General features: G+C 63.7%; 19 protein-coding genes. 15 read left to right on the top strand and 4 right to left on the bottom strand.

What is annotated here, in order from left to right; genetic code table 11:
• Positions 1–19 precede the first annotated feature (19 nt).
• The 4 genes from ccoP to ccoN are packed head-to-tail and all read right to left on the bottom strand — an operon-like array spanning position 20 to position 3,615.
• Positions 20–979, bottom strand: a complete 960-nt coding sequence (gene ccoP / locus E5162_RS09260) for a cytochrome-c oxidase, cbb3-type subunit III (RefSeq protein WP_135944951.1) — start codon at positions 977–979, stop codon at positions 20–22.
• Positions 972–1,178, bottom strand: coding sequence for a cbb3-type cytochrome c oxidase subunit 3 (locus tag E5162_RS09255; protein WP_135944950.1), 207 nt, complete (start codon positions 1,176–1,178; stop codon positions 972–974). Before E5162_RS09255 ends, ccoP begins: the two co-directional genes overlap by 8 nt.
• Positions 1,179–1,183: 5 nt before the next feature.
• A complete protein-coding gene (ccoO, locus tag E5162_RS09250; RefSeq protein ID WP_135944949.1) occupies positions 1,184–1,945 on the bottom strand; it encodes a cytochrome-c oxidase, cbb3-type subunit II in 762 nt (253 codons plus the stop codon).
• A gap of 11 nt (positions 1,946–1,956) precedes the next feature.
• Complete coding sequence (ccoN, locus tag E5162_RS09245; protein ID WP_135944948.1) at positions 1,957–3,615, bottom strand: cytochrome-c oxidase, cbb3-type subunit I; 1,659 nt, start codon at positions 3,613–3,615, stop codon at positions 1,957–1,959.
• Positions 3,616–3,841: 226 nt separating this feature from the next.
• Between ccoN and E5162_RS09240 the strand changes: the two genes are divergently transcribed.
• The 15 genes from E5162_RS09240 to E5162_RS09170 all read left to right on the top strand — a co-directional run bounded on the left by E5162_RS09240 (position 3,842) and on the right by E5162_RS09170 (position 22,645).
• Positions 3,842–4,507: a sulfite exporter TauE/SafE family protein gene (locus E5162_RS09240; RefSeq protein ID WP_135944947.1), complete on the top strand. Its 666-nt coding sequence runs from the start codon at positions 3,842–3,844 to the stop codon at positions 4,505–4,507.
• A 190-nt stretch (positions 4,508–4,697) separates the two neighbouring features.
• Complete coding sequence (locus E5162_RS09235; RefSeq protein WP_135944946.1) at positions 4,698–5,279, top strand: polysaccharide biosynthesis/export family protein; 582 nt, start codon at positions 4,698–4,700, stop codon at positions 5,277–5,279.
• A gap of 21 nt (positions 5,280–5,300) precedes the next feature.
• Complete coding sequence (locus E5162_RS09230; RefSeq protein WP_158291263.1) at positions 5,301–7,133, top strand: O-antigen ligase family protein; 1,833 nt, start codon at positions 5,301–5,303, stop codon at positions 7,131–7,133.
• Positions 7,134–7,314: 181 nt separating this feature from the next.
• Positions 7,315–7,743, top strand: coding sequence for a hypothetical protein (locus E5162_RS09225; RefSeq protein ID WP_135944944.1), 429 nt, complete (start codon positions 7,315–7,317; stop codon positions 7,741–7,743).
• A gap of 114 nt (positions 7,744–7,857) precedes the next feature.
• On the top strand, positions 7,858–9,093 hold the full coding sequence (locus E5162_RS09220; RefSeq protein ID WP_158291262.1) for an outer membrane beta-barrel protein: 1,236 nt from the start codon (positions 7,858–7,860) through the stop codon (positions 9,091–9,093).
• 70 nt (positions 9,094–9,163) lie between these two features.
• Positions 9,164–11,395, top strand: coding sequence for a GumC family protein (locus tag E5162_RS09215; protein WP_135944942.1), 2,232 nt, complete (start codon positions 9,164–9,166; stop codon positions 11,393–11,395).
• Between the two features lie 155 nt (positions 11,396–11,550).
• Entirely contained in the window at positions 11,551–12,237 is a 687-nt protein-coding gene (locus E5162_RS09210; protein WP_135944941.1) for a sugar transferase, read from the top strand.
• Positions 12,238–12,327: 90 nt separating this feature from the next.
• A complete protein-coding gene (galE, locus tag E5162_RS09205; RefSeq protein WP_135944940.1) occupies positions 12,328–13,320 on the top strand; it encodes a UDP-glucose 4-epimerase GalE in 993 nt (330 codons plus the stop codon).
• Between the two features lie 85 nt (positions 13,321–13,405).
• Complete coding sequence (locus tag E5162_RS09200) at positions 13,406–13,684, top strand: hypothetical protein (protein ID WP_135944939.1); 279 nt, start codon at positions 13,406–13,408, stop codon at positions 13,682–13,684.
• Positions 13,685–13,925: 241 nt separating this feature from the next.
• Complete coding sequence (locus E5162_RS09195) at positions 13,926–14,744, top strand: transglutaminase-like cysteine peptidase (RefSeq protein WP_135944938.1); 819 nt, start codon at positions 13,926–13,928, stop codon at positions 14,742–14,744.
• A gap of 92 nt (positions 14,745–14,836) precedes the next feature.
• Positions 14,837–15,583 (top strand): metallophosphoesterase family protein, encoded by a 747-nt coding sequence (locus tag E5162_RS09190; protein WP_135944937.1) that lies wholly within the window; start codon positions 14,837–14,839, stop codon positions 15,581–15,583.
• Between the two features lie 127 nt (positions 15,584–15,710).
• Complete coding sequence (locus E5162_RS09185) at positions 15,711–16,796, top strand: efflux RND transporter periplasmic adaptor subunit (RefSeq protein WP_135944936.1); 1,086 nt, start codon at positions 15,711–15,713, stop codon at positions 16,794–16,796.
• Positions 16,793–19,900 carry an efflux RND transporter permease subunit gene (locus E5162_RS09180; RefSeq protein ID WP_135944935.1) on the top strand — a complete coding sequence of 1,036 codons (3,108 nt, stop codon included), beginning with the start codon at positions 16,793–16,795 and terminating at the stop codon, positions 19,898–19,900. Before E5162_RS09185 ends, E5162_RS09180 begins: the two co-directional genes overlap by 4 nt.
• Positions 19,897–21,261, top strand: a complete 1,365-nt coding sequence (locus E5162_RS09175) for an efflux transporter outer membrane subunit (RefSeq protein WP_135944934.1) — start codon at positions 19,897–19,899, stop codon at positions 21,259–21,261. Before E5162_RS09180 ends, E5162_RS09175 begins: the two co-directional genes overlap by 4 nt.
• A 160-nt stretch (positions 21,262–21,421) precedes the next feature.
• Positions 21,422–22,645: an MFS transporter gene (locus E5162_RS09170; protein WP_158291261.1), complete on the top strand. Its 1,224-nt coding sequence runs from the start codon at positions 21,422–21,424 to the stop codon at positions 22,643–22,645.
• Positions 22,646–22,804 lie beyond the last annotated feature (159 nt).

Here is a 22,804-nt window from a genome sequence, read left to right as displayed (position 1 = left end):
CGGGGTGGTGAGGGACCGGCTACTGGCCAGCCTCCCCGCCCGGATCGCGGTCCAGCAGAGCCGCTTCTGCAAACTCGTCCGGCTCGCCGCCGCCGAGAAGATAAACGTAAGCTGCCAGCGCCGTGATGGTGGGGTCGTTCAGACGCTCACCCCAGTTGGGCATGACGCCGAACGGGCCACGCCAGATCGAATTGACGATCTGCTCACGCTCGCTGCCGTATAGCCAGTAGTTATCGACCAGGTTGGGCGCCCCGACCATGCGGTCTCCGGTCGCATCAACACCGTGACAGGCGGCGCACTGGAACTCGTAGATTTCGGCCCCGGTGGTTTCGCCCGCCTCGGTTGGCTCGATCAGGCCGGCCAGAGTCATGACATGGTCGGCCACGGCGTTGATTTCCTGACGCTCCAGTAGGCCGTCCGCGCCATAGGCGGGCATCTGGGAATAGCGCGCCTCGGGATGATCGGACCGGATGCCGACTTCCAGCGTGTGGCGGATCTCGTCGAACGTGCCGCCCCACAGCCAGATATCGTCATTCAGGTTGGGATAGCCGATGGCGCCCTGGCCGCCTTCGCCGTGACAGGTCGCGCAATTATCGCCGAACGCGGAGTCGCCGGCCGCCAGCGCGAAGCGCAGCAGCTCGGGATCGGCCTCGATGGCTTCGATGCCGCCCTCGGCCGCGGCCTGCTGCAGGCGCTCGAATTGCGGCTCGCGCGCGGTCTGCAGATCGGCCAGCGCATTGTGCACATTCTCGCGCTCGGTGTGATCGCGCAGACCGGGCGTGTAGCCCTGCATGCCCGGCAAGGCAGGAATGGCCGGCATGAAGATCATGTAGATGACCGACCAAACGATGCTGGCGTAGAACACCCACAGCCACCAGCGCGGCAGCGGGTTGTTCAGCTCCTTGATGCCGTCCCATTCATGGCCCGTGGTCTCGACGCCGGTGTGGGCATCGATATCCTTCTTGTCGGTCTCAGCCATTGGTCTTGTCCTTGTCCTCGTCCAGCGCGCGCTCCTCGGCGGCGGCCGGCTTGTCGTCGTCTTCCAGCGGCACGCGGGCGGCCTCGTCGAACTTCTTCTGGTTCTTCGGCCAGAGCGCGTAGACGAGCACGCAGGCGAAGATCACCACGAAGAAGAGAAGTCCCCACGTCTGGGCAAAGCCTGCTAGCGCGTCATACATGGCCGCTACCTCAGATTCTCGTCGGCGGAGGCTTCATAGGTGGAGAAGTCCACCATCGTGCCCAGAATCTGGAGGTAGGCGATCAGCGCATCCAGCTCGCTGACCATGTCCGGATTGCCGTCGAAATCACGCACCGGCGCGCCGGGATAGCGGGCCAGGAAATTGTCGTAGTCGGATGCGTACGGGTCGAGCTGGGTTTCGATGTCGTTCACCGCGTTGGCAATCATCTCGTCAGTATAGGGCACGCCGAGGCGCGCCAGCGCCCGCATCCGGCCTTCGACCACCTCGACCTCCAGCGGCGTGTTCTCCAGCTGGGCATAGGGCGGCATGATCGACTGAGGCACGACCGAGCGCGGATCACGCATGTGGTCGCGGTGCCATTCGTCCGAATACTTGCCGCCGACGCGGGCGAGATCCGGTCCGGTCCGTTTCGAGCCCCACTGGAAAGGGCGGTCATACATGCTCTCGGCCGCCAGCGAGTAGTGACCGTAGCGCTCCACCTCGTCGCGCAGCGGACGGATCATCTGGGAGTGGCAGTTGTAGCAGCCCTCGCGGATGTAGACGTCCCGGCCCATCAGGGCGAGCGGGGAATAGGGCCGCACGCCCTCGACTTCCTCGATCGTGGTGTCGAGGTAGAAGAGCGGGGCGATTTCCACCAGGCCGCCAATGGCGACCGTGCCCAGAATGCCGACGGTCAGAACGATGGAGTTCTTTTCCAGGACCTTCTTGTGCCAGCCCCAGACGGGATTTTCGCGTTTCTTCGCCATGAGTCTTCCCCTTACTCGGCCGGCTGGATCTTGTGGGACTGGGGCTGAGCCACGTCCTCGGTGTGGCGCACATCACCCTTGATCGTCTTGTAGACGTTCCAGGCCATGAGCAGGGCGCCGGCCAGGTAGAGTACGCCGCCGAGCATGCGGATGATGTAGTAGGGCTGCATCGCCTCGACGGTTTCCACGAAGGAGTATTCCAGGAAGCCGAGCGAGTTGTAGGCACGCCACATCAGGCCTTGCATGATGCCGGACACCCACATCGAGGTGATGTAGAGAAGGATGCCCAGGGTCGCGACCCAGAAGTGCCACTCGATGAGGGCGCGCGAGTACATGCCCTTGCGCTTCCACAGCCACGGAATCATGCAGTAGAGCGCCCCGAAGCTGATGAAGCCGACCCAGCCCAGCGCGCCGGAGTGCACGTGGCCGATGGTCCAGTCGGTGTAGTGGCTCAGCGAGTTGACCGCGCGGATCGACATCACCGGGCCTTCGAAGGTCGACATGCCGTAGAAGGCGACCGAAATCACCAGCATGCGCACGACCGGATCGGTACGAAGCCGGTCCCACGCCCCGGACAGGGTCATGAGGCCGTTGATCATGCCGCCCCAGCTGGGCATCCACAGCATGATCGAGAAGGTCATGCCGAGCGTCTGCGCCCATTCGGGCAGGGCCGTGTAATGGAGGTGGTGCGGGCCGGCCCAGATATAGATGAAGATCAGCGACCAGAAGTGGATGATCGAGAGCCGGTAGGAATAGACCGGCCGATCCACCCGTTTCGGGATGAAATAGTACATGATCGCCAGGAAGCCCGCGGTCAGGAAGAAGCCCACCGCGTTATGGCCGTACCACCACTGGGTCAGCGCGTCCTGCACGCCTGCGAAGGCGGAGTAGCTGCGCGAACCGAGCAGGCTGGCCGGCATGGCCAGATTGTTGATGACGTGCAGCATCGCGATGGTCACGATGAAGGCCAGGTAGAACCAGTTGGCCACGTAGATGTGGGGTTCCTTGCGCTTGGCCAGCGTCACCAGGAAGACCAGCAGGTACACGACCCAGACCAGGGTCAGCCAGATATCGGCATACCATTCCGGCTCGGCATATTCCTTCGACTGGGTGATGCCCAGCAGATAGCCGGTCGCGGCGATCACGATGAAGAACTGATAGCCCCAGAAGACGAACCAGGCCCCGGCATCCGAGGCGATGCGCGTGCGGCAGGTGCGCTGGACGACATAGAAGCTCGTCGCGATCAGTACGTTGCCGCCAAAGGCGAAGATCACCCCGGAGGTGTGCAGCGGCCGCAGGCGTCCGAAATTGAGCTGCGGAAAGGCGTCCCAGCTCAGCAGGGCGGGAAAGGCCAGCTGGGCGGCAATCACGACCCCGACCAGGATCCCCACCACGCCCCAGAACATCGAGGCAATGGCCCCGGCCTTCACGACGCTCTCATTGTATTCGGTGGGTTCGGTCTTCACCCCGCCTTCGCCGTAGATTCCGACAATTGCGAGCAGGCCGAACAGGAAGCCGGCGCCGATCAGCCAAGACTGCGTGCGCATCGCGGCGTCCGCCCCGTTGGCCGCCGCGAGAATGGACCAGACGAGTCCCAACAGGCACACGGCGGTCATCGCCATGGCGCTGGTATCGAAGCCGGACCGCTTGGGTTGAGCGAGTGCGCTCATAAGCCCCTCCGTACGAATATGAATTTCCCCACCCGTATTGCGGTTAAAAGACCTCAATGCAAGTAGGGCAATATGCCTCAGTTCGCGGCAGGTCAGCTCGGGTCTAGGAGTTCATCCCCTCAGGCGTTACGCAGGGGACCGGACGATCACGACACCTGGCCTGCCAACAGGCGGCGTGGGCGAGAGGGAGACCGGCGTGGATCACGCGGGACACAGCCTCCACTTTATGTTGTCCCAGTGCGGCGATGGCACTTTGGGACTGGTCAGCGGATTTGTCGCAGGTGTCGCCTCCAGTGTCCACTGCCTGGCCATGTGCGGCGCGATTGCAACGGCGATTTCGATGCGGGGCGCACCCGCTGGATCAACCGGCGGTGCCGTGCTGGCCTCGCGCCTGAGTTTTCTCATGCAGGCCCAGATCGCCCGTGTTGCTCTGTATACTGCACTTGGCGCCGCAGCAGGCCTGGCCGGCGCCAGCCTGACATTCGACACGGCCGGCGGCCTGGCGGTCCTGCGCTGGCTGTCCGCGCTGGTGCTGGTTGTCATGGGCCTCTCTATTGCCGGATGGTCGCCGATGCCGAGCCTTGGCGCGCGTCTGGCCTCGCCGGTCCTGAAGCGCCTCCATTATCTGCACCGGGTCGGCGCAGTGGGCACCGGGCTCGCCTGGGGGCTGATGCCCTGTTCGATGGTGTGGCTGATGACCGGCTATGCCGGGCTGACCGGCAATCCTGGACAGGGCGCGTTGGTGATGGCCGGATTCGGTCTCGGCACGCTGCCCGCCCTGACGGCCGCGGCGACTGGCGCCGGCGCGCTCGCCAGCCTCGCGCGCCAACCCGCCCTGCGAATCGGCGCTGGCCTCCTCCTGATCGCCTTCGCCGTCGTCAGCCTGCTCTAACCAGGCGCCGGTGTCGGGTCCTGATGCACCCCGAGGCTTTGATGCCGATGAGTAACCCGTTGAGAGGTTACAGCCAAAGCTGGCGGCTTCCGTGCCCTCGTCTTGACCGCGCTGATCTGGAACAAAAAGCTCCCGCGTTCGGCAGTACTCATGTTAAGAGAAGCAGATATTTGACGCATAGGGGTAGAAAATGGTGCTCACTCGACTGTTGGCCGGGCTTCTGGCGCTTCTACTGACCGCGTGTGCGTCCACGTCGGGTGCGGCGCCCGGTGTCGATCCCGGAACACAGACCGAGGCGGCGACCGCTCAGCGAGTTGAATACCGGCTGGATACGGGCGATCAGCTTCGCATCATCGTGTTTGGCGAAGAAGAATTGTCCGGTGAGTTCGTCGTGGACAGTTCCGGGGGCGTCTCCCTGCCTCTGATCGGACAGGTCGACGCGGAAGGTCTGACGTTGCGCGAGTTCGAAGGCGCTGTGCGCCAAGCGCTGCAGGAAGGCTATCTCAACGACCCGCGCGTGAATGCCGAAGTGCTCAACTTCCGCCCCTACTATATTCTCGGCGAGGTTCAGGAGCCCGGCGAATACCCCTATAATTCCGGTCTCACGGTTATGAATGCCGTCGCCACCGCGGGAGGCTTCACCTACCGGGCAAACACCCGTGTGGTCTATATCAAACGCGCCGGGTCGACTCGCGAGCTGGAATTCACGCTGACGCCGGAAACGACTGTCAATCCGGGAGATACGGTCCGGGTCGCAGAGCGGTTCTTCTAAACGGTCCGCCGGGCGGTCCTCGTGGTTCGGTTCAGCTCCTCAGCCCGGCTTGTTGGCCCCGGCCTTGGCCTGGTCCTTCTATTTGCCGCATCCGCTTTTGCATTCGGCGCGGATTCTGTTGCGGCCAGCCTGGTGATCTCTGCCCTCATCCTCGCACTCGCCGGGATCGGCTTGATCGCGGGTGTGATATACCTTCCCCGCGTCAGCTTCGCCCTGGCCGGCGCTTATCTCGTCTTCCTGCTGATCGCAGCCTGGCGGGGGTGGCTGGTGAGCGGCCTCGGCGAGTACGCGAGCCTGGCCGCAGCCGGTGCGGTGGTTCTGATGGCGCGTAGCGGCGCGGTCAAACTCGAGCAGGGGCGCCGCCTCTGGTCGTGGACACTGATCCTGGGCGGCAGCCTGGCGCTGATCAGCATTCTGCAGTTTTCCGTCGAGCCTGCCGCCTGGTTCGGACAGACACGGCCCTTTCACACCAACCGGCTGACAGGTCCGTTCCTCTCGGCGAATACGGCGGCAACTTTCTTCGCCATGATCGCTCTTCTCGCGCTCGCCTCGGTCTGCCAGCAATGGCGCCGGATAGAGGGCCCCGGCGCAAAGCGCTGGGTCGAGACCGGCTTGGCCGGACTGACCTTGCCGCTAAGCGTCTCGGTACTCGCGCTGGCCTGCGTCCTGATGAGCGCCTCGCGGGCGGGCGTGCTTCTGTGCCTGGGAGCAGGCTGCGCTCTCCTCATCTGGGATACGCTGCGTCAACCGCTTAAATCCGGCAAAGAACGCCGGTCCTGGACGCCGCGCCTGACAGGGCTGGGGCTTGGCCTGACGGCGCTCGTCCTTCTGCTCCCGTTGACCGAAGTGCTCGGTGTGCGCCTCGAGCGTGTCGGAAACGATACCGCAACACGCTCATTGATGTTTTCTGCGTACTGGGACGCGACCGGATATGCGGCCTTGTTCGGCCACGGCCTTGGCGGGTTCCGGTTCATAAATGATCTAGTAGCCGACGCGCATACCGCGCCCACGCTTGTGCGCCAGAGCGCCGCTCACAATGTCTACCTTCAATGGCTGCTTCAGGCCGGCTGGCTGGGCGCGCTCGTCATGTTCGGCACCGTGGCCGGGATGATCGCCTCGATCTGGGCCGGGCTTGCTAGGCGCCGCCGCGGCCGCACCGAATTGCGCGCCGTTCTCGCCGTGACCGTTCTGGTCGCCGCCCATGGGCTCGTCGACTTTGCTCTCGAGATTCCCGGTGTGCTCTGGCTTTTCGCCTGGATCCTCGGACTGGGTCTCGGCTTTGCCCGGAGTGAACGCGAGGCGGCTGCAAGCCGGCCGGCCCCTGCCTGGCGCTTCCTCGCTGTGCAGTTCGGGTTCGGCCTGCTTGCCCTGGCGGTGGTCTTTGGGTGGAACGGCATCAACCATGCCCGGGCAGGCCAGGTGATGGGACTGGACGAAGCAGGCCTGGCACGGATCGCCGAGACCTCGCACGCCCGGCCCGGCTTCCTGGCGCGACGTCAGGCCCTCGCCGACCGCGCGCTTCAGCTTGGTATTGAGCCCGAACTGGCTGCCAGCCTGTACGAGGATGTTCTCGCGGCCGAACCGAGGGATGGAGACAATTGGGCAAGACTGGCCTATGCCCGCTTCCTGGCGGGTGAAAACGCGGCAGGAGTCGATGCCGCGCTGGCCCAATCCTACTGGCGAAAGCCCTATGCGAACGCCGCCTTTCGCCGCTGGCGCCTTGCTTTCGCTAGCCAGGTCTGGCGTCAACTGAGCCCATCGACCCGGGCCGCTGTGCTGCGCGAACTCCGCCTGGAGCCAGAAGCACGGCGCGCCCGCTGGATGGAAGCACTTGTCCGCGCTACACCCGATTGACGCGGCGCACAAAATGGGTGGCAATTCGTCAGGATAGACAGTCTGCATGGCTTGTTGCTCCGCAGCAACGTCATTAAGAATCCATAAATCTCCTCTTCCTCTACGCGCTAGGATTGTGTATCTTGGCGCCAGTTTACCAGTCTTCACCTGTTGGGGACGGAACTTACGAGAGGGGATAGCTGTGGCGATCCAATTGAAAATCCTGGCCGTAACAGGCCTTGCTGCCTCCAGCCTGTTCGCGGCCGCTCCGGCCATCGCGCAGACTGACGAGACGGCGATGACGACCGCCGAGCAAGTCGAACAGCTTGAAGCGGTCATCGAAGCAGCCATCGATGCCCTGCCCGAGGATGCGACCGAAGCGCAGATCGAGGCTGCAATCCTGGCGGCTGTGGCAGGTGTCGATCCGGTCGTAGCTCAGGCCGCGATCGTGGCAGTAGCCGCACGATCGAGCCGGCCCGCGGTTCGCGCAGCCGCGAACAGCGCTGCTCAGACGGTAGCCGCGACGGGTCAGGGCTCCGGCCCGACGGGTGGCGGCGCCACCGGTGGCGGGACGCCTCCGGCTCCGCCTCCGCCTCCCCCGCCGGGTGGTGGTGGCACCTCCGACTATTGATGAAATCGGAATAAGGCCCGGTAACACCGGGCCTATTCTCTGGGTTAGACATGGTGACAGGTGGTGGGACAAATGCGTGCTCGGCTAGTGTTGATTTCTGGACTTCTCATGGCGATGAGTGCGCCGTCCGCGCTGGCCCAGGTCGGCAGCGCCGGGGAAGGCATGTTCGCACGCGACAGGAATGAGAGTGTGCTGCAGCGTCCCCGTCCGGAATATGACTCCGGTGGGACGCAAGTCGGTGCCTTCATCTACAAGCCCTCTGTCGTTGTAGGCCTGGAATATACCGACAACGTCTTCGCAGCCTCCGATCAGGAACAGGAGGACGTTGTTGCGGTCTTCAATCCATCGATCGCCGCGCAATCGACCTGGTCGCGTCATGGCTTCTCCGCCGATGCCTCGGCGACGCGTCGCGAGTATCTCGATTTCAGCGACGAGAGCGTCTGGAATTACGATGTCGGGGCGCTGGGGCGTCTGGATTTTGTCCGAAACACCTTCGTTGAGGTCGCCGGCACTTATGCCCATCTGACCGAGCCCCGCACGTCCGCGGGCGCAGCGGGTCAGGCTGCCGAACCGATCGAGTACGATACCGGCCTGATCGGGGCCGAGTTCCAGCGCACCGTTAACCGCATCCGCCTGCAGGCCGGGGCGGACTGGTCCACACGCGATTATGATGATGCCGTATTGTTCGGCGGCGGCGTGGCGGATCAGGACTTCCGAGACCGCGACCAGATGCTCTATCAGGTTCGCGGCGATTATGCGGTCAGCCCGGATACGGCTCTCTTTGCCCGTATCAAGTATAATGACCGCGATTACGATCTCAGCCCGCCGAGCGTGCCGCTGCTGCGCGACTCTGAAGGCTATGTCGCTGAAGTCGGCGCAGACTTCGATCTCGGTGGGGTCGCGCGCGGCGCGGTGGCAGTCGGCTACCTCGAGCAGGACTACGAGAGCGCGGCCTTCTCTACGATTGACGGTATCAGCGTGGACGCACTCGTCGAGTGGTTTCCTACCCAGTTGACCACGGTAACCTTCCGGGGCGGTCGCAGTGTTGAAGACGCCGCGATCCAGGGCGCGGCTGGCTATCTCAGCACGAATGTTTCCGCCACGGTGGATCACGAACTGCGCCGCAATCTGATCGTATCAGCTACCGTACAGCTGTCCGAAGACGACTATGATGGCATCGACCGTACCGACGAGCGCTTCAATGCCGAGTTGGCGGCGACTTACTTCCTGAACCGGAATATCGGTGTTCGCGCCAGCGTGAACCATTTCAGGCAGGATTCTTCGGGAGCGGTCGGCAATCAGGACTACGAAGTGAACCGCGTCGCTGTCAGCTTGGTCTGGTCTCTGTAATTTCAAATGCATCATGCATCTGGACCGCGTACATTGCGTACGCGGTCATAGGTGTTTTTAGGGGACTGGAATGAACGACGCCGATCACCGGGTTTCGCAGGATTCCGGCGAAGAGTTGCTCGACTTGCGCGGGCTGATTGAAACTTTCCGCCGCCGCCTCGGGCTTTTCTTTGCGGTTGCCGCTCTTGTTCTCCTGACTGTTGTTCTCTTTACACTTCAGACGACCCCCCTCTACACGGCGTCGTCCAGTGTCATGATCGAGAACCGGGAATCTCCTGGAATCGATTTCGAAGCCGTCATGTCCGGCCTGCCGCCGGATTCTGCCGTGGTGGACACTGAGGTCGAGATCATCGAGAGCCGGTCCCTGGCAGAAGCCGTGGTGCGCTCGCTCAACCTGACGGCGGTGCCCGAGTTCAACCGGGAGCTTGAAGACCCTGGATTCTTCGGCGGACTGGTCGATGGCGCCAAGTCCTTCGTGAAGGGATTGATGCCCGGCGAAATCAACGGCCCTGACGCGTTCGACGCCGAGCAGCTTGCGTTCGAGCGCGTGACTGCCCGGCTGATCGAAGCGACCGATGCACGCCGCGTCGGGCTGACCTTTGTAGTCAATATCTCGGCGACGTCGCGCAATCCAAGGCTCGCGCGCGATGTCGCCAATGCCTTCGCGGACCAGTACCTGCTCGCCCAGCTGGAGGCCAAGTTCACAGCAACCGAACGCGCCAATGAATGGCTGGCCGGGCGCGTGGAATCCCTGCGCGAGGACGTTCGCGCCAAAGAGCGGGCCGTTGCCAATTATCGCGCCCAGGAAGGGCTGCTGGACGCACAAGGCTCCTCGCTGACCGAGCAGCAGATCTCGGATCTGAACTCCCAGCTCGTGTTGCAGCGGGCGGAGCTGGCGGAGGCCCAGGCACGGCTCGACAACGTGCGCCAGCAGATCGATCGCGGCGTCTCGCCGGACTCCATCGGCGAAGTCCTGCGATCGGACGTGATCCGCGATCTGCGCGCGCAATACTCGGCCGCTATCAGCCGCCGCAGCGAGCTAGCCTCGCGCTATGGCGAACGTCATCCCGAGCTCGTCACCGTCAATCGCGAGATCGCAGACATCGAGACCCAGCTTGAGCAGGAAGTTGCACGGATCGTGATGAACCTTGAAAACGAGGTCAATGTCGCCCGCAACCGCGTCGCCTCGCTGAGTGGCAGCCTCGGACAGCTCCGCAGTGAGCTGGTGGAGAATAACAGCGCGCTGGTCCGCTTGCGCGAGCTGGAGCGGGACGCCGAAGCCAGCCGCGCATTGTTCGAATCCTTTCTTGGCCGATTCCGCCAGAACGATGAGGCGAGTACGCTCACCGACGCGGACGCCCGTATCGTCGCGACCGCTTCGGTCCCGGTTTCTCCGAGCGCGCCCAACGTGATGCTGAACCTGGCGCTCGGCGTGGTTCTCGCCGGTCTGGCGGGCATCGGCGCCATTTTCGTGCTGGAAATGATGGACAACGCACTTCGCACCGAGGCAGACGTGGAGCGCGATCTCAATCAGCCGCATATTGCCTCAATTCCGCGGCTAAAGGCCGGTCCGTTAAGCCGCTTTACCGGGCGCGAGGCGCCTAGTCCGGCACGCTTCGTCGTGGACAAGCCGCTGTCGAGCTTCGCCGAGGCGTTCCGGACCATCCGGTCCGCTATCCGCATGGCTGGCATCGATACGCCGCTGAAGACGGTCGCCATCACGTCGGCATTGCCCGGCGAAGGCAAAACCACCACGACTCTGGGTCTTGGCCGCGTTTCGGCGATGGCGCAGACACGGGTCGTTGCCGTGGATTGCGACCTGCGACGGCGTTTGCTCAGCGCTGTGGCTGCGCCGGACTGCACCACCGGGCTCGTTCAGGTGCTGAGCGGTGACGTCTCGCTGGACAAGGCCATGGTCCGCGACACCGACACGACGCTTGATATCCTGCCACTTGCGGAGACGAACTTCACGCCACGGGACCTTTTTGAATCCGACGCATTCGCTCAGCTTCTGGAAGAGCTTAAGACGCGCTACGACCTTGTGCTGCTCGATACCGCACCCATCCTCGCGGTTGCCGATACCCGCACGATCGCGCGGTTGGCCGATGGCGTCGTGTACGCGGCCCTCTGGGGCAAGAGTTCAGCCGGAGTTGCGCGCACGGCGATTCAGGCGCTCCAGTCGGTTCGCGCGAACATTCTCGGGGTCGTGCTGAACAATGTGGATATGAATGCTCAGCGCCACTACGGCTACGCGACGTCGGGATACTACTATCAGGCCTACCGTAAATACTATTCGGAGTAGGGTGCGCGCCGCGTGTCCTATGTTGCGGTGCAGCAATGCCACACCGATCAACAGATTGATGAATCCCGAGCGCAGCCGCTATAAACTGTCGTGGAATTCGCGTATAAGTTGCCCTAGTGGAATAGTTGCTTTCCTTTCTGGGCTTGGAGGCTGGGGTGAATACGAATATCGGCGGCGCCGGCCTCACTGATGCCCAGCTCATGGGTGAGAACCATATCAAACAGCTCCCGCGAAACAGCGTGGCCAAGCGCGCTCTCGATGTGACCCTCGCATCGCTCGCGCTGGTCTTTCTCGCTCCCGCTTTTCTTCTTATCTGCCTGTTGGTCAAGCTTGGCGATGGCGGGCCGGCGATGTTTGCCCACCGCCGATACGGCGTGCACGGGCGAACCTTTCAGTGCCTGAAATTCCGCTCGATGGTGGTGGATGCCGAGGATCGCCTGCGTCAGCATCTGGCCGACAATCCTGATGCGGCAGCCGAATGGGCCAAGGATCACAAGTTACGCCACGACCCGCGCATTACCCGCGTCGGCGCCTTCCTGCGCAAGACCAGTCTGGACGAGCTTCCCCAGCTCATCAATATCGTGCGCGGCCAGATGTCCGTTGTCGGGCCCCGGCCGATCGTCCACGAAGAGGTGATCAAATACGGTGATCGCTTCAAGTACTACGCGGCCACCCGTCCCGGGCTGACCGGCGCATGGCAGGTCTCCGGCCGCAATCATATCGACTACGATACCCGGGTGGAGATGGATGCCGACTATGTCCGCACCTGGTCGATCTGGAGCGATCTCCGGATCATTCTGCTGACGGTGCCGGCCGTGCTGCTGCGCCGGGGCGCGTTCTAGGCCCAGTCTACATCCCTTCCCGAAAAGGCCCATTGACCGCGGCCGCGGGCTCGGCTCCGTTGCCGCATGGTGGCAAGTCAGGAGACCATGATGAGCAAGGCGGCCAAGACAGTCCTGGTGGTCGGAGGGGCCGGATATATCGGCGCCCATATCTGCAAGGCGCTTGCGGCCCGGGGAGATAGGCCGGTCGTCTTCGATAATTTGTCCTCCGGACATCGCCACGCGGTCAAATGGGGTCCGCTGGTCGAGGGCGATGTCCGCAGCCGCGCGGATCTGGACAGCGCTTTTTCCCAATATGCGCCCGATGCCGTCATGCATTTCGCCGCGTTTATCGAGGTCGGCATCGGCGAGCAGCGCCCGCTCGACTTCTGGGACAATAATGTCGGCGGCGTGATCACCCTGCTCCAGGCGATGAAGTGCGCGGGCAATGACAAGCTGGTCTTTTCCTCCACCTGCGCGACCTATGGCGAGCCGGAGCGCTTGCCTCTGACCGAAGCCGAGCCCCAGACCCCAGTCAGCGTCTACGGGCGCACCAAGCTCGCTGTGGAGCAGATGCTGCGCGACGTCTCGCGTGGCGAAGGCTTGCGCTACGCGGCACTGCGCTACTTCAATGCGGCCGGCGCCAGCCCGGACGGGGAGATCGGCGAGGAGCACGATCCCGAAACCCACCTCATCCCCAACGCCCTGAGGGCCGCGGCGGGGTTGGGTGGCCGCATGAAGCTGTTCGGAGAAGATTACGACACGCCGGACGGGACCTGCATTCGCGATTATGTTCACGTGATGGATCTGGCCGATGCCCACCTGGCCGCGCTCGACCGGCTGTTCGAGGTCGAAGGCGGACTCGCCTGCAATCTGGGCACGGGCAATGGCTTTTCGGTGCGCGAGATTCTCGATGCGGTGGAAACGGTCACCGGTCAGCGCGTGCCTCACGACGTTCATCCCAGGCGCCCGGGCGATGCCGAACGCCTGCTCGCCGACACGACACTCGCCCGTGAGGTTCTAGGCTTCGCCCCTCAACGCTCTGACCCGCAAACTATAATTGCCGATGCATGGCGGTTTCATGCCCCACGGTGGGGGGTGTGACGCCTTATTAAGCATAGTGCTTAGCGAAATTTTAGCTGGCCTTGCCCTATAGACTCACTCAAGGGTTGCCGAAGGGGAAGAAGCCATGGCTGCACGGCTGAAATCATTTGATACCACATCCATCACGCCGTTGAGCGAGATCAAGGATGCGCGCCCCGAATTGACGACTGACCTTTCCGGCGCGAGCTATGCACCATCGCCCGCGCTTGCGTTGCAAGACACGCTCAGCCGCTCGCTCTACGCACCCACGCACAGCACGCCATGGTCGGCCAGGCAGACGACGGCCCTGCTGATCGGCGCCTGCACCGCGTTCTGGGCCGCACTCGGCGGTGCGATCTACGCGCTGATGACGATCGTCGGCTAACGCCTCCAGACTCACCTAGAAATATTGGATAGACGCCGCTGCCAATTGCAGCGGCGTTTTCGCATGTGTACAACGTTACCATGTATTAACCATATATTTTACGACTCTGTTATCAATATTGAAGATATTCAATATAGTTGGTTATTACGTTTTTAACGTTAATTACGGTTCACTATATATCATAATTAAAGATTAGTGCTTGCCGGTCTTTCATTCCCCCAGAGAAGCGGGAGTGAAACCGATGTCCAAACCGGTCGCCAGAACCATTTCCAGAATTGCGCGTTCGGCGTCGCGTGCGAGCCTTGCACTGGCCGGGCTCATGGCGCTCGCCGCCTGCGCAACGACCAGCCCGACCTCCACCTCCATCGCCCTGGGACCGAGGGTCGATGCGCCGACCGGCTTGCAGGTATTCTGCGTTGCGACGCCGGAGGCGTGCGGGGAGCACTCGAGCCGCAGCCAGCTCGAACAAACAGACGGTTCGATCTCGACACCGGCCACCGGGGGCGGCGCCAACGCACCCGACATGACCGACATCAAGATCGCGGCCCCTGCCGGCGTCTATTCCAAATCGATTCTTGCCAGCGCGGCGCCGGCGACCGTCGAGCCGGATATTCTGGCCGAAGCGCGAACTGTCCAGCCCGCTCGAAACGACGCGAAGCGGCTGGAGGCGACACCTGAACTCTTCGCCCAGCTGGCGCGCGTGAACCGTGTCATCAATGGCCGGATTCGCTGGGTCCCCGACGAGGAGAATTACGGGCTGAGCGAGTACTGGGTGATGCCGTTGCGCGAGAACCGCGCCCCGGTCGGGGACTGCGAAGACTTCGCACTGGAGAAACGCGCCATGTTGCTCGAGGCCGGTCTGCCGCAGGAGGCGCTGGCTTTGGCAACCGCGCACTCCAACGCGACCGGCATGCATGCCGTGCTCATTGTTCGCACCAGCGCGGGTGACTTTGTCCTGGACAATACCTCGCCCTGGGTGCGCGGCTGGGACCAGACCGGCTATACTTGGCTCACGATGCAGGCGAGCGCAGATGTGCTCGACTGGCGCCGGATCAGCTAGGCTGAGCCGCTCGGCCGGGGCCTGCCGCCAAGTCTTGATTGCATAGCGCCGGCCCCTAAGCTCGCCATCGGCTGAACGGACGGACCGGTGTGATGTTTGCGAAGATCATCAAGGCGCTGCGCAATGACGTCGTGCGCCCGGCCGCGCCGGAGAATCTGATCTATGCGGTCGGGGACATTCATGGTCGCCGCGACCTGCTTGAACGCCTTCTGGGCCAGATCGAGGACGACGCAGCCGGTCGCGACGCAGAGATCATCTTTCTGGGCGATTATATCGATCGGGGTCGCGAGTCGCGCGCCGTCGTCGATCGTCTCCTCGCCTTTCGTGGCCACGCGACACTGTCGGCGCGGTTCCTGAAGGGCAATCACGAAGCCACCCTGCTTGATTTTCTCGACGACCCTCAAGTCGGTGCGAGCTGGGCGCAGTTCGGCGGACTGGAGACCTTGGTCTCCTACGGCGTTTCCCTTCCCGCATTGACCGACGGAACGCGCTGGGACTCCATCCAGGAACGCTTCACATCGCTTCTGCCGGCAGACCATCTCGCTTTTTATACGTCACTCGAGCTGTCGATCGAACGCGGATGCTATCTCTTTGTTCATGCCGGCGTGGACCCCGACCTCGCCTTGAGCGGACAGGGGGAGGCGGAATATCTATGGATTCGCGACGCCTTCCTGAACGATAACCGCAAGCTGGAACGCATCATCGTGCACGGGCATACGCCCGAGGACACTCCGGTCAATGACGGCCGGCGGATCGGGCTTGATACCGGCGCCTACGCCACGCACCGATTGACGGCGGCGCGTCTTGATCACGGCACGGTCCGCTTTCTGTCCACCTGAGCTCCTCACCGGCGCACCGCGCAGCCCAGGTCGAGACGACAAACGCGCGCCGTCCCGGATTCCATTTGGTCCGCGCCGCGCCCGGCCTATCTTGCGCAGCGCTCCAGTTGAAAGGACGTCCTCGCCGATGGTTTATCGCGCCGGCCCCAAGCAGCTCGTACGCCTCGCCCTCCTGGGATTGTTTGCCGGACTCACCGCGTGTGCGGAAGAGGAACCGGCGGCGCGCGAGCCCGAGGACGTGCGCATCGTTCCCCATGAGATCGGTTACCGCCAGGAAGACCGGCGCATCGAGGTTGTCGGGAGCGCTCGCGCCCGGCAGAGCGCAATCATCTATCCCGAAACGAGCGGGGAGGTGACGCGCGTTGCCTTCGAGGCCGGCGACTATGTCGAGGAAGGCGAGACGCTGGCAGAGCTCGACAGCGAGGAAGAGCAGCTGGCCGTGCGCCTGGCACGCGTCGCCGTCGCTCAGGCCGAGCAGCTCCTCGAACGCTACGAGAGAATTGAGGGCACAGGCGCGGTTTCCGCGGCGCAGATCGATCAGGCCCGCACCGCCCTGGATTCGGCGCGCATCGAGCTCGAACAAGCCCAGCTCGCCCTGCGCAAGCGCACAGTCCGCGCACCGTTTTCCGGCCATGTCGGGCTGACAGATATCGATGCCGGGGTCCGGATCACATCCACGACCGTCATCACCCGGCTCGACGATCGGTCCGTTCTCACGGTCGATTTCGCCGTTCCCGAAGAGGTCTACTCGCAGATTTCGATATCTGACACGGTCCAGGCACGTCCGTTTTCCGGGCCGGACCGCTCGATAGAGGCCGAAATTCGCGCCATCGACTCCCAGATCGACCCGGTTCAACGCACCTTTGCCGTGCGCGCGGCCATTCCCAACACCGACGACCTGTTACGGCCCGGGATGAGCTTCCGGGTGGGCTTCTCCATTCCGGGCCAGTCCTATCCTGCCATCCCGGAGGCAGCGATCCTGTGGGGCGGCGAAGGTTCGTATGTCTGGGCGGTGCGCGACGGGCAGGCACACCGCGTTCCGGTCACCATCGTTTCGCGCGAACAGGGTTACGTGCTGGTCCGCGGTGAACTTGAAGAAGGCTCGTTGATCGTCGATCAGGGCGTGCAGAAAGTGCGTGAAGGGACGCCGGTCACGCCGGTCTCCGACGACGGCTCACCCGCCCTGAATGCAACCGGGGAGGCCTCGCAATGAAAACCGGTCTTTCCGATCTGCCCGCACTGGCGGTCAAGCGCCCCTTGCTGGCCGGTGTGATGAATTTGTTGATCATTATCGCGGGCCTGGCAGCGATTTTCGGTATCGAAGTGCGCGAATTGCCCGATGTGGACCGGCCGGTCGTATCGGTCGATGCGGCCTATCCAGGCGCCGCCCCGGAAACGGTGGACTCCGAAGTGACCTCGCTCCTCGAAGGCGCCGTTGCCCGGGTCTCCGGAGTTCGCGAAATTCGTTCGGCCAGCGAAGAAAATAGCTCGCGTATCCGGGTAGAATTCAATCCCGGTATCGACCTCGATACAGCGGCGTCGGATGTGCGCGAAGCCGTCAACCGCGTTGAGGAGGATTTGCCCGACCGGGTCGACGAACTGGTTGTCGTCAAGGCCGACGAAGATGCCTCCGCCATCATGCAGATCGCCGTGCTGGCCGACGAATACGATGTTCAGGCCCTGACCGAGCGCATCGAGAACGACATTGTCCCGGAATTCCTGGCCATAGACGGTGTGGCCAGCGTCAATCTGTTCGGCACGCGGGAACGCCAGCTTCGTGTCGTGCTGGATCCGCTGCGCTTGAACCGGTTTGGCCTGACCGTCACCGACGTCGCCGATGCGCTGCGCCAGGCGCCCTACGATGTTCCCGTCGGCAGCTTTGCCTCCACTCAGCAATCCCTGCTTGTCCGGGCCGAGGCCACGGCTGGCACCCCGGAACTGATCAGGGAGGTTCTGATCCGTGACGAGGTGCGCGTGGGCGATGTCGCCGAAGCTTTCTTCGCGCCCGCCGACGCCACGAATTTCGTGCGGCTGGATGGCAGCCCGATCATCGGGCTGGGCATCGTGCGTCAGGCCCAATCGAACACCATCGAAATCTCCAACGCCGCCAACGAGATCGTCGGCGAGCTCAACGCGCGCTTTGACGATCTGGAATTTGTCGTGACCTCAGACGACGCGGTCTTCATCAAGCAATCGGTTCGAGAAGTTCTGATCACACTCCTCATCACCGTGGCCATCGTGATGGTCACGATCTGGATCTTTTTCGGCAAGGCGCGCGCCACGCTCATCCCCTCGACCGCCATCCCGACTGCCCTCATCGGGGCCGTGGTGGGCATCTGGGCGATGGGGTTCTCAATCAATCTTCTGACGCTTCTCGCCCTGGTGTTGGCCACCGGGCTGATCGTGGACGACGCCATTGTCGTGCTGGAGAATATCCAGCGTCTTCAGAGGCAGGGGATCGGGCGCAAAGCCGCTGCGGTGCTGGGCACGCGGCAGGTTTTCTTTGCGGTGGTCGCGACCAGCGCCGTGCTGATTTCGGTCTTCGTGCCAATCTCCTTCCTGCCATCGACGGCAGGGCGGTTGTTCCGCGAATTCGGCTTCACGCTCGCCATTGCCGTCGCAATCTCCTCCTTCGTCGCTCTGAGCCTGGTGCCGGCACTGGGCGCGCGCCTGACCCTTTCGGGCGAACCGAAAGGCGTTGGCAAGCGCCTCGACCGGGTCGGCAGCTGGCTGAATGCGCGCTACGCATCCGTGCTCTCGCTCGCCCTCGGCCGGCCCTGGGCGACCACGGCGATCGCGGTCGCGCTTGCGGCCGGGGCTGTCGCGTGCGTCTTTGCGCTCGAGCGCGAGCTGGTGCCTGAGGAGGATCGCGGCCAGATCAGCGTGTTTGCGACCGGGCCGGACGGGGTTGGCCTGGATTACATGGAGCAGGAAGCCGTCGAGATCGAGGCGGTCCTCCAGCCCTATCTCGATAGTGGCGTTATAGAGTCCGTATTCACCGTCATCGGGCGCTATGACCTCAACCGGATCGGCATGACCGTGCGCCTGGCCGACTGGGAGTCGCGCGACATCTCGCAGCAGGACTTGATCGCGGCGCTGGAAGAGCCTCTCTCGCGCATTCCTGGCTCGCGAGTCTCGGTGTTCGGGCGCGGAAGCCTCGATGTAGGCGGCGGGCGCAGCGGGCTGGAGGTTGCCCTGACCGGAGCCCAGTATGACGAGATCTACACGGCGGCCCGCGCCCTCGTCACCGCGGTCGAGACACAATCGGATATCCTGTCCAATTCCGAGCTGTCCTACCAGCCGACACAGCCACAGATCTCGCTTCAGATCGACCGGCGCCGGGCAGCAGATCTCGGTGTGTCGCTGGAGGATTTGGCCGCAACGCTGCGTGTGATGGTCGACGGCGACGACCTGGTCGACCTCAACGTTCGCGACCAGGCCATCCCGATCTATCTCCAGTCGGTTACCGGCGCGATCCGCAGCCCGGCAGACCTGCGCAATCTGTACGTTCGTTCGCAGAACGGAGACCTGGTCCCGATCTCCAGCCTCACCACGATTGTCGAGCAGGGCGTTGCCGCCGAACTTGATCGCACCGAACAGCGCCGTTCGATCGAGCTGGAAGCCGACATTGCGAGCGGGACAGCGTTGGCCGATGCGGTCGCAGAGATCGAACGTCTAGCCGAAGAGACATTGCCCGAAGACATCGAAATGCTGCTGCAGGGCGAGGCGGAGACGCTGGGCGAGACGTCGCGCGACTTGTTGCTCACCTACGTCTTCGCGCTCGTCATCGTCTTCCTGGTGCTCGTTGCCCAGTTCGAGAGCCTGACTAGCCCGATCGTGATCGTTTTCACGGTGCCCTTCGCCCTGGCCGCAGCGGTATACGCTCTCCTCCTGACTGGGACGTCGCTCAACATCTACTCCCAGATCGGTCTGGTCATGCTGATCGGGCTGATGGCCAAGAACGGCATCCTGCTCGTCGAGTTCGCCGACCAATTGCGTGCGGACGGCAAATCGGTGCGCGAGGCGATCGAGGAAGCCGCGCGCGTGCGCCTTCGCCCGATCGCGATGACGCTGATTTCCACCGTGCTTGGCGCAGTCCCGCTTATCGTCTCCGGCGGCGCGGGGGCCGAGGCGCGCGCCGCCATCGGTTGGACCATCTTCGCCGGGCTGGGCCTGGCCGGATTGTTCACCCTCTTCTTCACCCCGGTTGTCTATCTCGGCCTGGCGCGTTTCAGCACGCCGCGCACCTTCGATCTGGAAAAGCTCAAGACCCAGCTTGAAGAAGCCGAAGAGACGCAAGGAGCGCCGGCTCAATGACGTCCTCCCGCCTGTTACCGGCTATCGCCGCGGGGTTCGCGGTGGCAGCCTGCACTGTCGGCCCCGATTACGAGCGTCCGGACTTCGCGTGGCCCGACACATATTCGCTGGAGATCGACGAGACCGGGCCGGGGCCGATTCCCTGGTGGACCGGGTTTGAAGACCCGGAGCTGGATACGCTCATGCAGGCTGCATTCGAGGAGAATCGCGAGATCGGCGCGGCGCTCGCCCGCCTGGATGCCGCCCGCGCAATTATCCGGGCCGAACGCTCCAGCCTCTTTCCCCAGCTGGACGGCGAGGTGAGCGTAGAGACATCGGGCGAGCTTGATGGCGATGCCGGCGAAGACTCCGCCACGGCCGCCGGTGTCTTCGCCTTCACGCCAGATCTGTTCGGACGCCAGCGGCGGGCCGTGGAAGCCGCCCGCAGGACGGCGCAGGCGCAAGCCGCTTTTCTGGTCGATGTGCGCCGCCTGACGGCCGCGGCCGTGGCCAATCAGTATGTCGAGTTAACGCGCGCGAGGGCCCGCCTCGACCTTCTGGAAACCTCCTTGGACCTGCAGCGCCAGACGCTGGAGATCGTACAGCAGCGCTATGAGGTCGGACTGTCGGCCGAGCTCGAGGTGCGCCGTGCGGAAGCCGATCTCGCGCGTACCCGCTCCCAGCGCGGCACGCTGGACATTGCGGCCGCCGACGCAGCCAACGCGCTGGCCGTTCTGACCGGGGCGCGTGCCGGCGTCTGGTCGCCGCCGGACACCGAAGAAATCCCCACCTACTCGGCGTCGGTCGATGTGAGCGTCCCGGCAGCACTGATCCGGCGCCGGCCCGATATCCGCGCCGCCGAAGCCGAGCTCGCGGCGGCAACAGCCGAAATCGGGATCGAGACGGCAGACCTCTATCCGAGCCTGGCCCTGCCAGGAAGCATCAGCGCGGATCTCGGCGATGCAGGTTCGCTCGGGAGCAATGCCGTTGCCCGAATCGCCGCGATACTGGACATTCCGCTTTTTGACGCGGGCGGCCGGCGCGCGGATATCGAGGCGGCTGAGGCGCGTGCGGCAGCGGCACTTGCCGATTACGAGCAGACCCTCTTCCTGGCCCTGAGCGATGTGGAAACCGCGCTCGTCACCATCCGGGCGCTGGAAGCGCGCCGGGCCGAACTGCTTCGTGCCGTGGAGGCCAGCGAGTCCGCGTTCAACCAGCTCAATGCCCTCTATCGCGAGGGTCTGGCCACCTTCATCGACATTCTCGACGCGCAACGAACGCTCATAGACAGCCGGGAAGCCTATGTGAATTCGCGCGCGGAGCTGGCCAGAGCCGTCATCGCCCTGCAAACCGCACTCGGCGTCAATCACACGCCCGTCTAGCAATACGTTGCGACAATTCCCGCCACGCCACCCGAGCTTTCTCAGCCGGAGTGCCCGGCGTAGCGTTCGCACCGGCGATTGAGGATAGCGCCAGGAAAGGAGCCCGGATGCATACTGACCTGAGATCAAGATGCGTTCTGGCTGGCCAGGCGGGCTTGGCATGATCGCGCCAGAAATACTTGTGCACCGCCGGGTGCTTGTCTTTGCGCTTCTCTGCGCCTTCCTCTCCAGCCCCGGACAGACTTTCTTCATCGCCGCCTTCACCAGTTCGATGGCGGAGGCTGCAGGCATCAGCGCGGGCGAGCTGGGACTTGTGTACATGGCCGCGACCCTCGGGGCCGCCGGCCTCCTGCCTCTTGCTGGAAGCTGGATCGATCATCTCGAACTCAAGCGCTACACGGCGCTCTCGCTGTCGGGGCTCACGATTGCCTGCATCATTACGGCGCTAGCCCAGGGACCGTTGATGTTGCTCCTTGGCCTCCTTTGCCTTCGCCTTACCGGCCAAGGGCTCATGTCGCATATTGCCGTAACCTCGACGGCGCGCTTCTTTACAGCGTGGCGCGGGCGGGCACTGGCGGTCGTCGCGCTCGGCTTTCCACTCGCGGAGGCACTGACCCCGGCGGCAGGAGTCGCCATGATTGCCGGGTTCGGGTGGCGCCAGAGCTACCTTCTGGTCGCGTCAGGCGTCCTCCTGATCGCAACCCCGGCACTGCTAGTCCTGCTCAAGGACCAGCAGCGCTTCTGTGCGTCCGCGAACGTCACTGCCACCGAACGCACAGGCCGCGGCGGACTGGCCAGCGCAGCCCGCATCCTGTTTTCGAGCGCGTATTTCTGGCTGGTGCTGCCGGTGGTGCTGTACCTGCCCTTCGCGTCGACGGGTCTGATTTTTCACGTCCAGACCCTGGCGAGTTCCAAGGGATGGCCCATCGGCCTGATCGGCCCGGGATTTCTTGTCTTCGCCGGAGGTCATGTCCTGGGGCTGATCGTTTCAGGCCGGATCATCGACCGCTTCAACGCGAAGGTCATGCTTCCGGCAATGAACCTGCCATTCTTCCTCGGGCTGGCCGGGCTCGCTACCGTTTCTGATCCGGTCATGCTGGCAGCATTCCTCGGCCTTCTGGGCACCTCGGCCGGGCTATCCCAGACGTCGGTAGCGGCTATGTGGGCAGAAGTGTATGGCGTTGAGCGCATGGGTACGATCCGGTCGCTTGCGGTCATGCTGATGGTGGTGGGAACCGCATCGGGCCCAGCCGTTGTCGGCGGCGCATTCGACGCGGACCTGGGGGTAGCCACGATTGCCGCAGTCATGGGCCTCGCAGGCCTCGCCGCGTCCGCCCTCTCGCTCGTGGCGCTCATGTTCAAGACTGCGCCGAGCCCAGGCTGATATCCGGCCCGGGTCGGCTCGCCGATCAAGACGGCATTCTCCAACACGATTGTCTGCTTCAGACCGGGGTCGCGCCGGAAGAAAGCACGCGTTGCCGCCCGGACACGCATCGGCCGGCCTGCATGGGCGCAGTAGAAGGCGCCATTCCATCGAACCGTA

Source organism: Marinicauda pacifica (genome assembly GCF_004793635.1).
Lineage (GTDB): Bacteria > Pseudomonadota > Alphaproteobacteria > Caulobacterales > Maricaulaceae > Marinicauda > Marinicauda pacifica.
The sequence above is the reverse complement of the archived record's forward strand: the minus strand, read 5'-3'. Positions and strand labels throughout refer to the sequence as shown.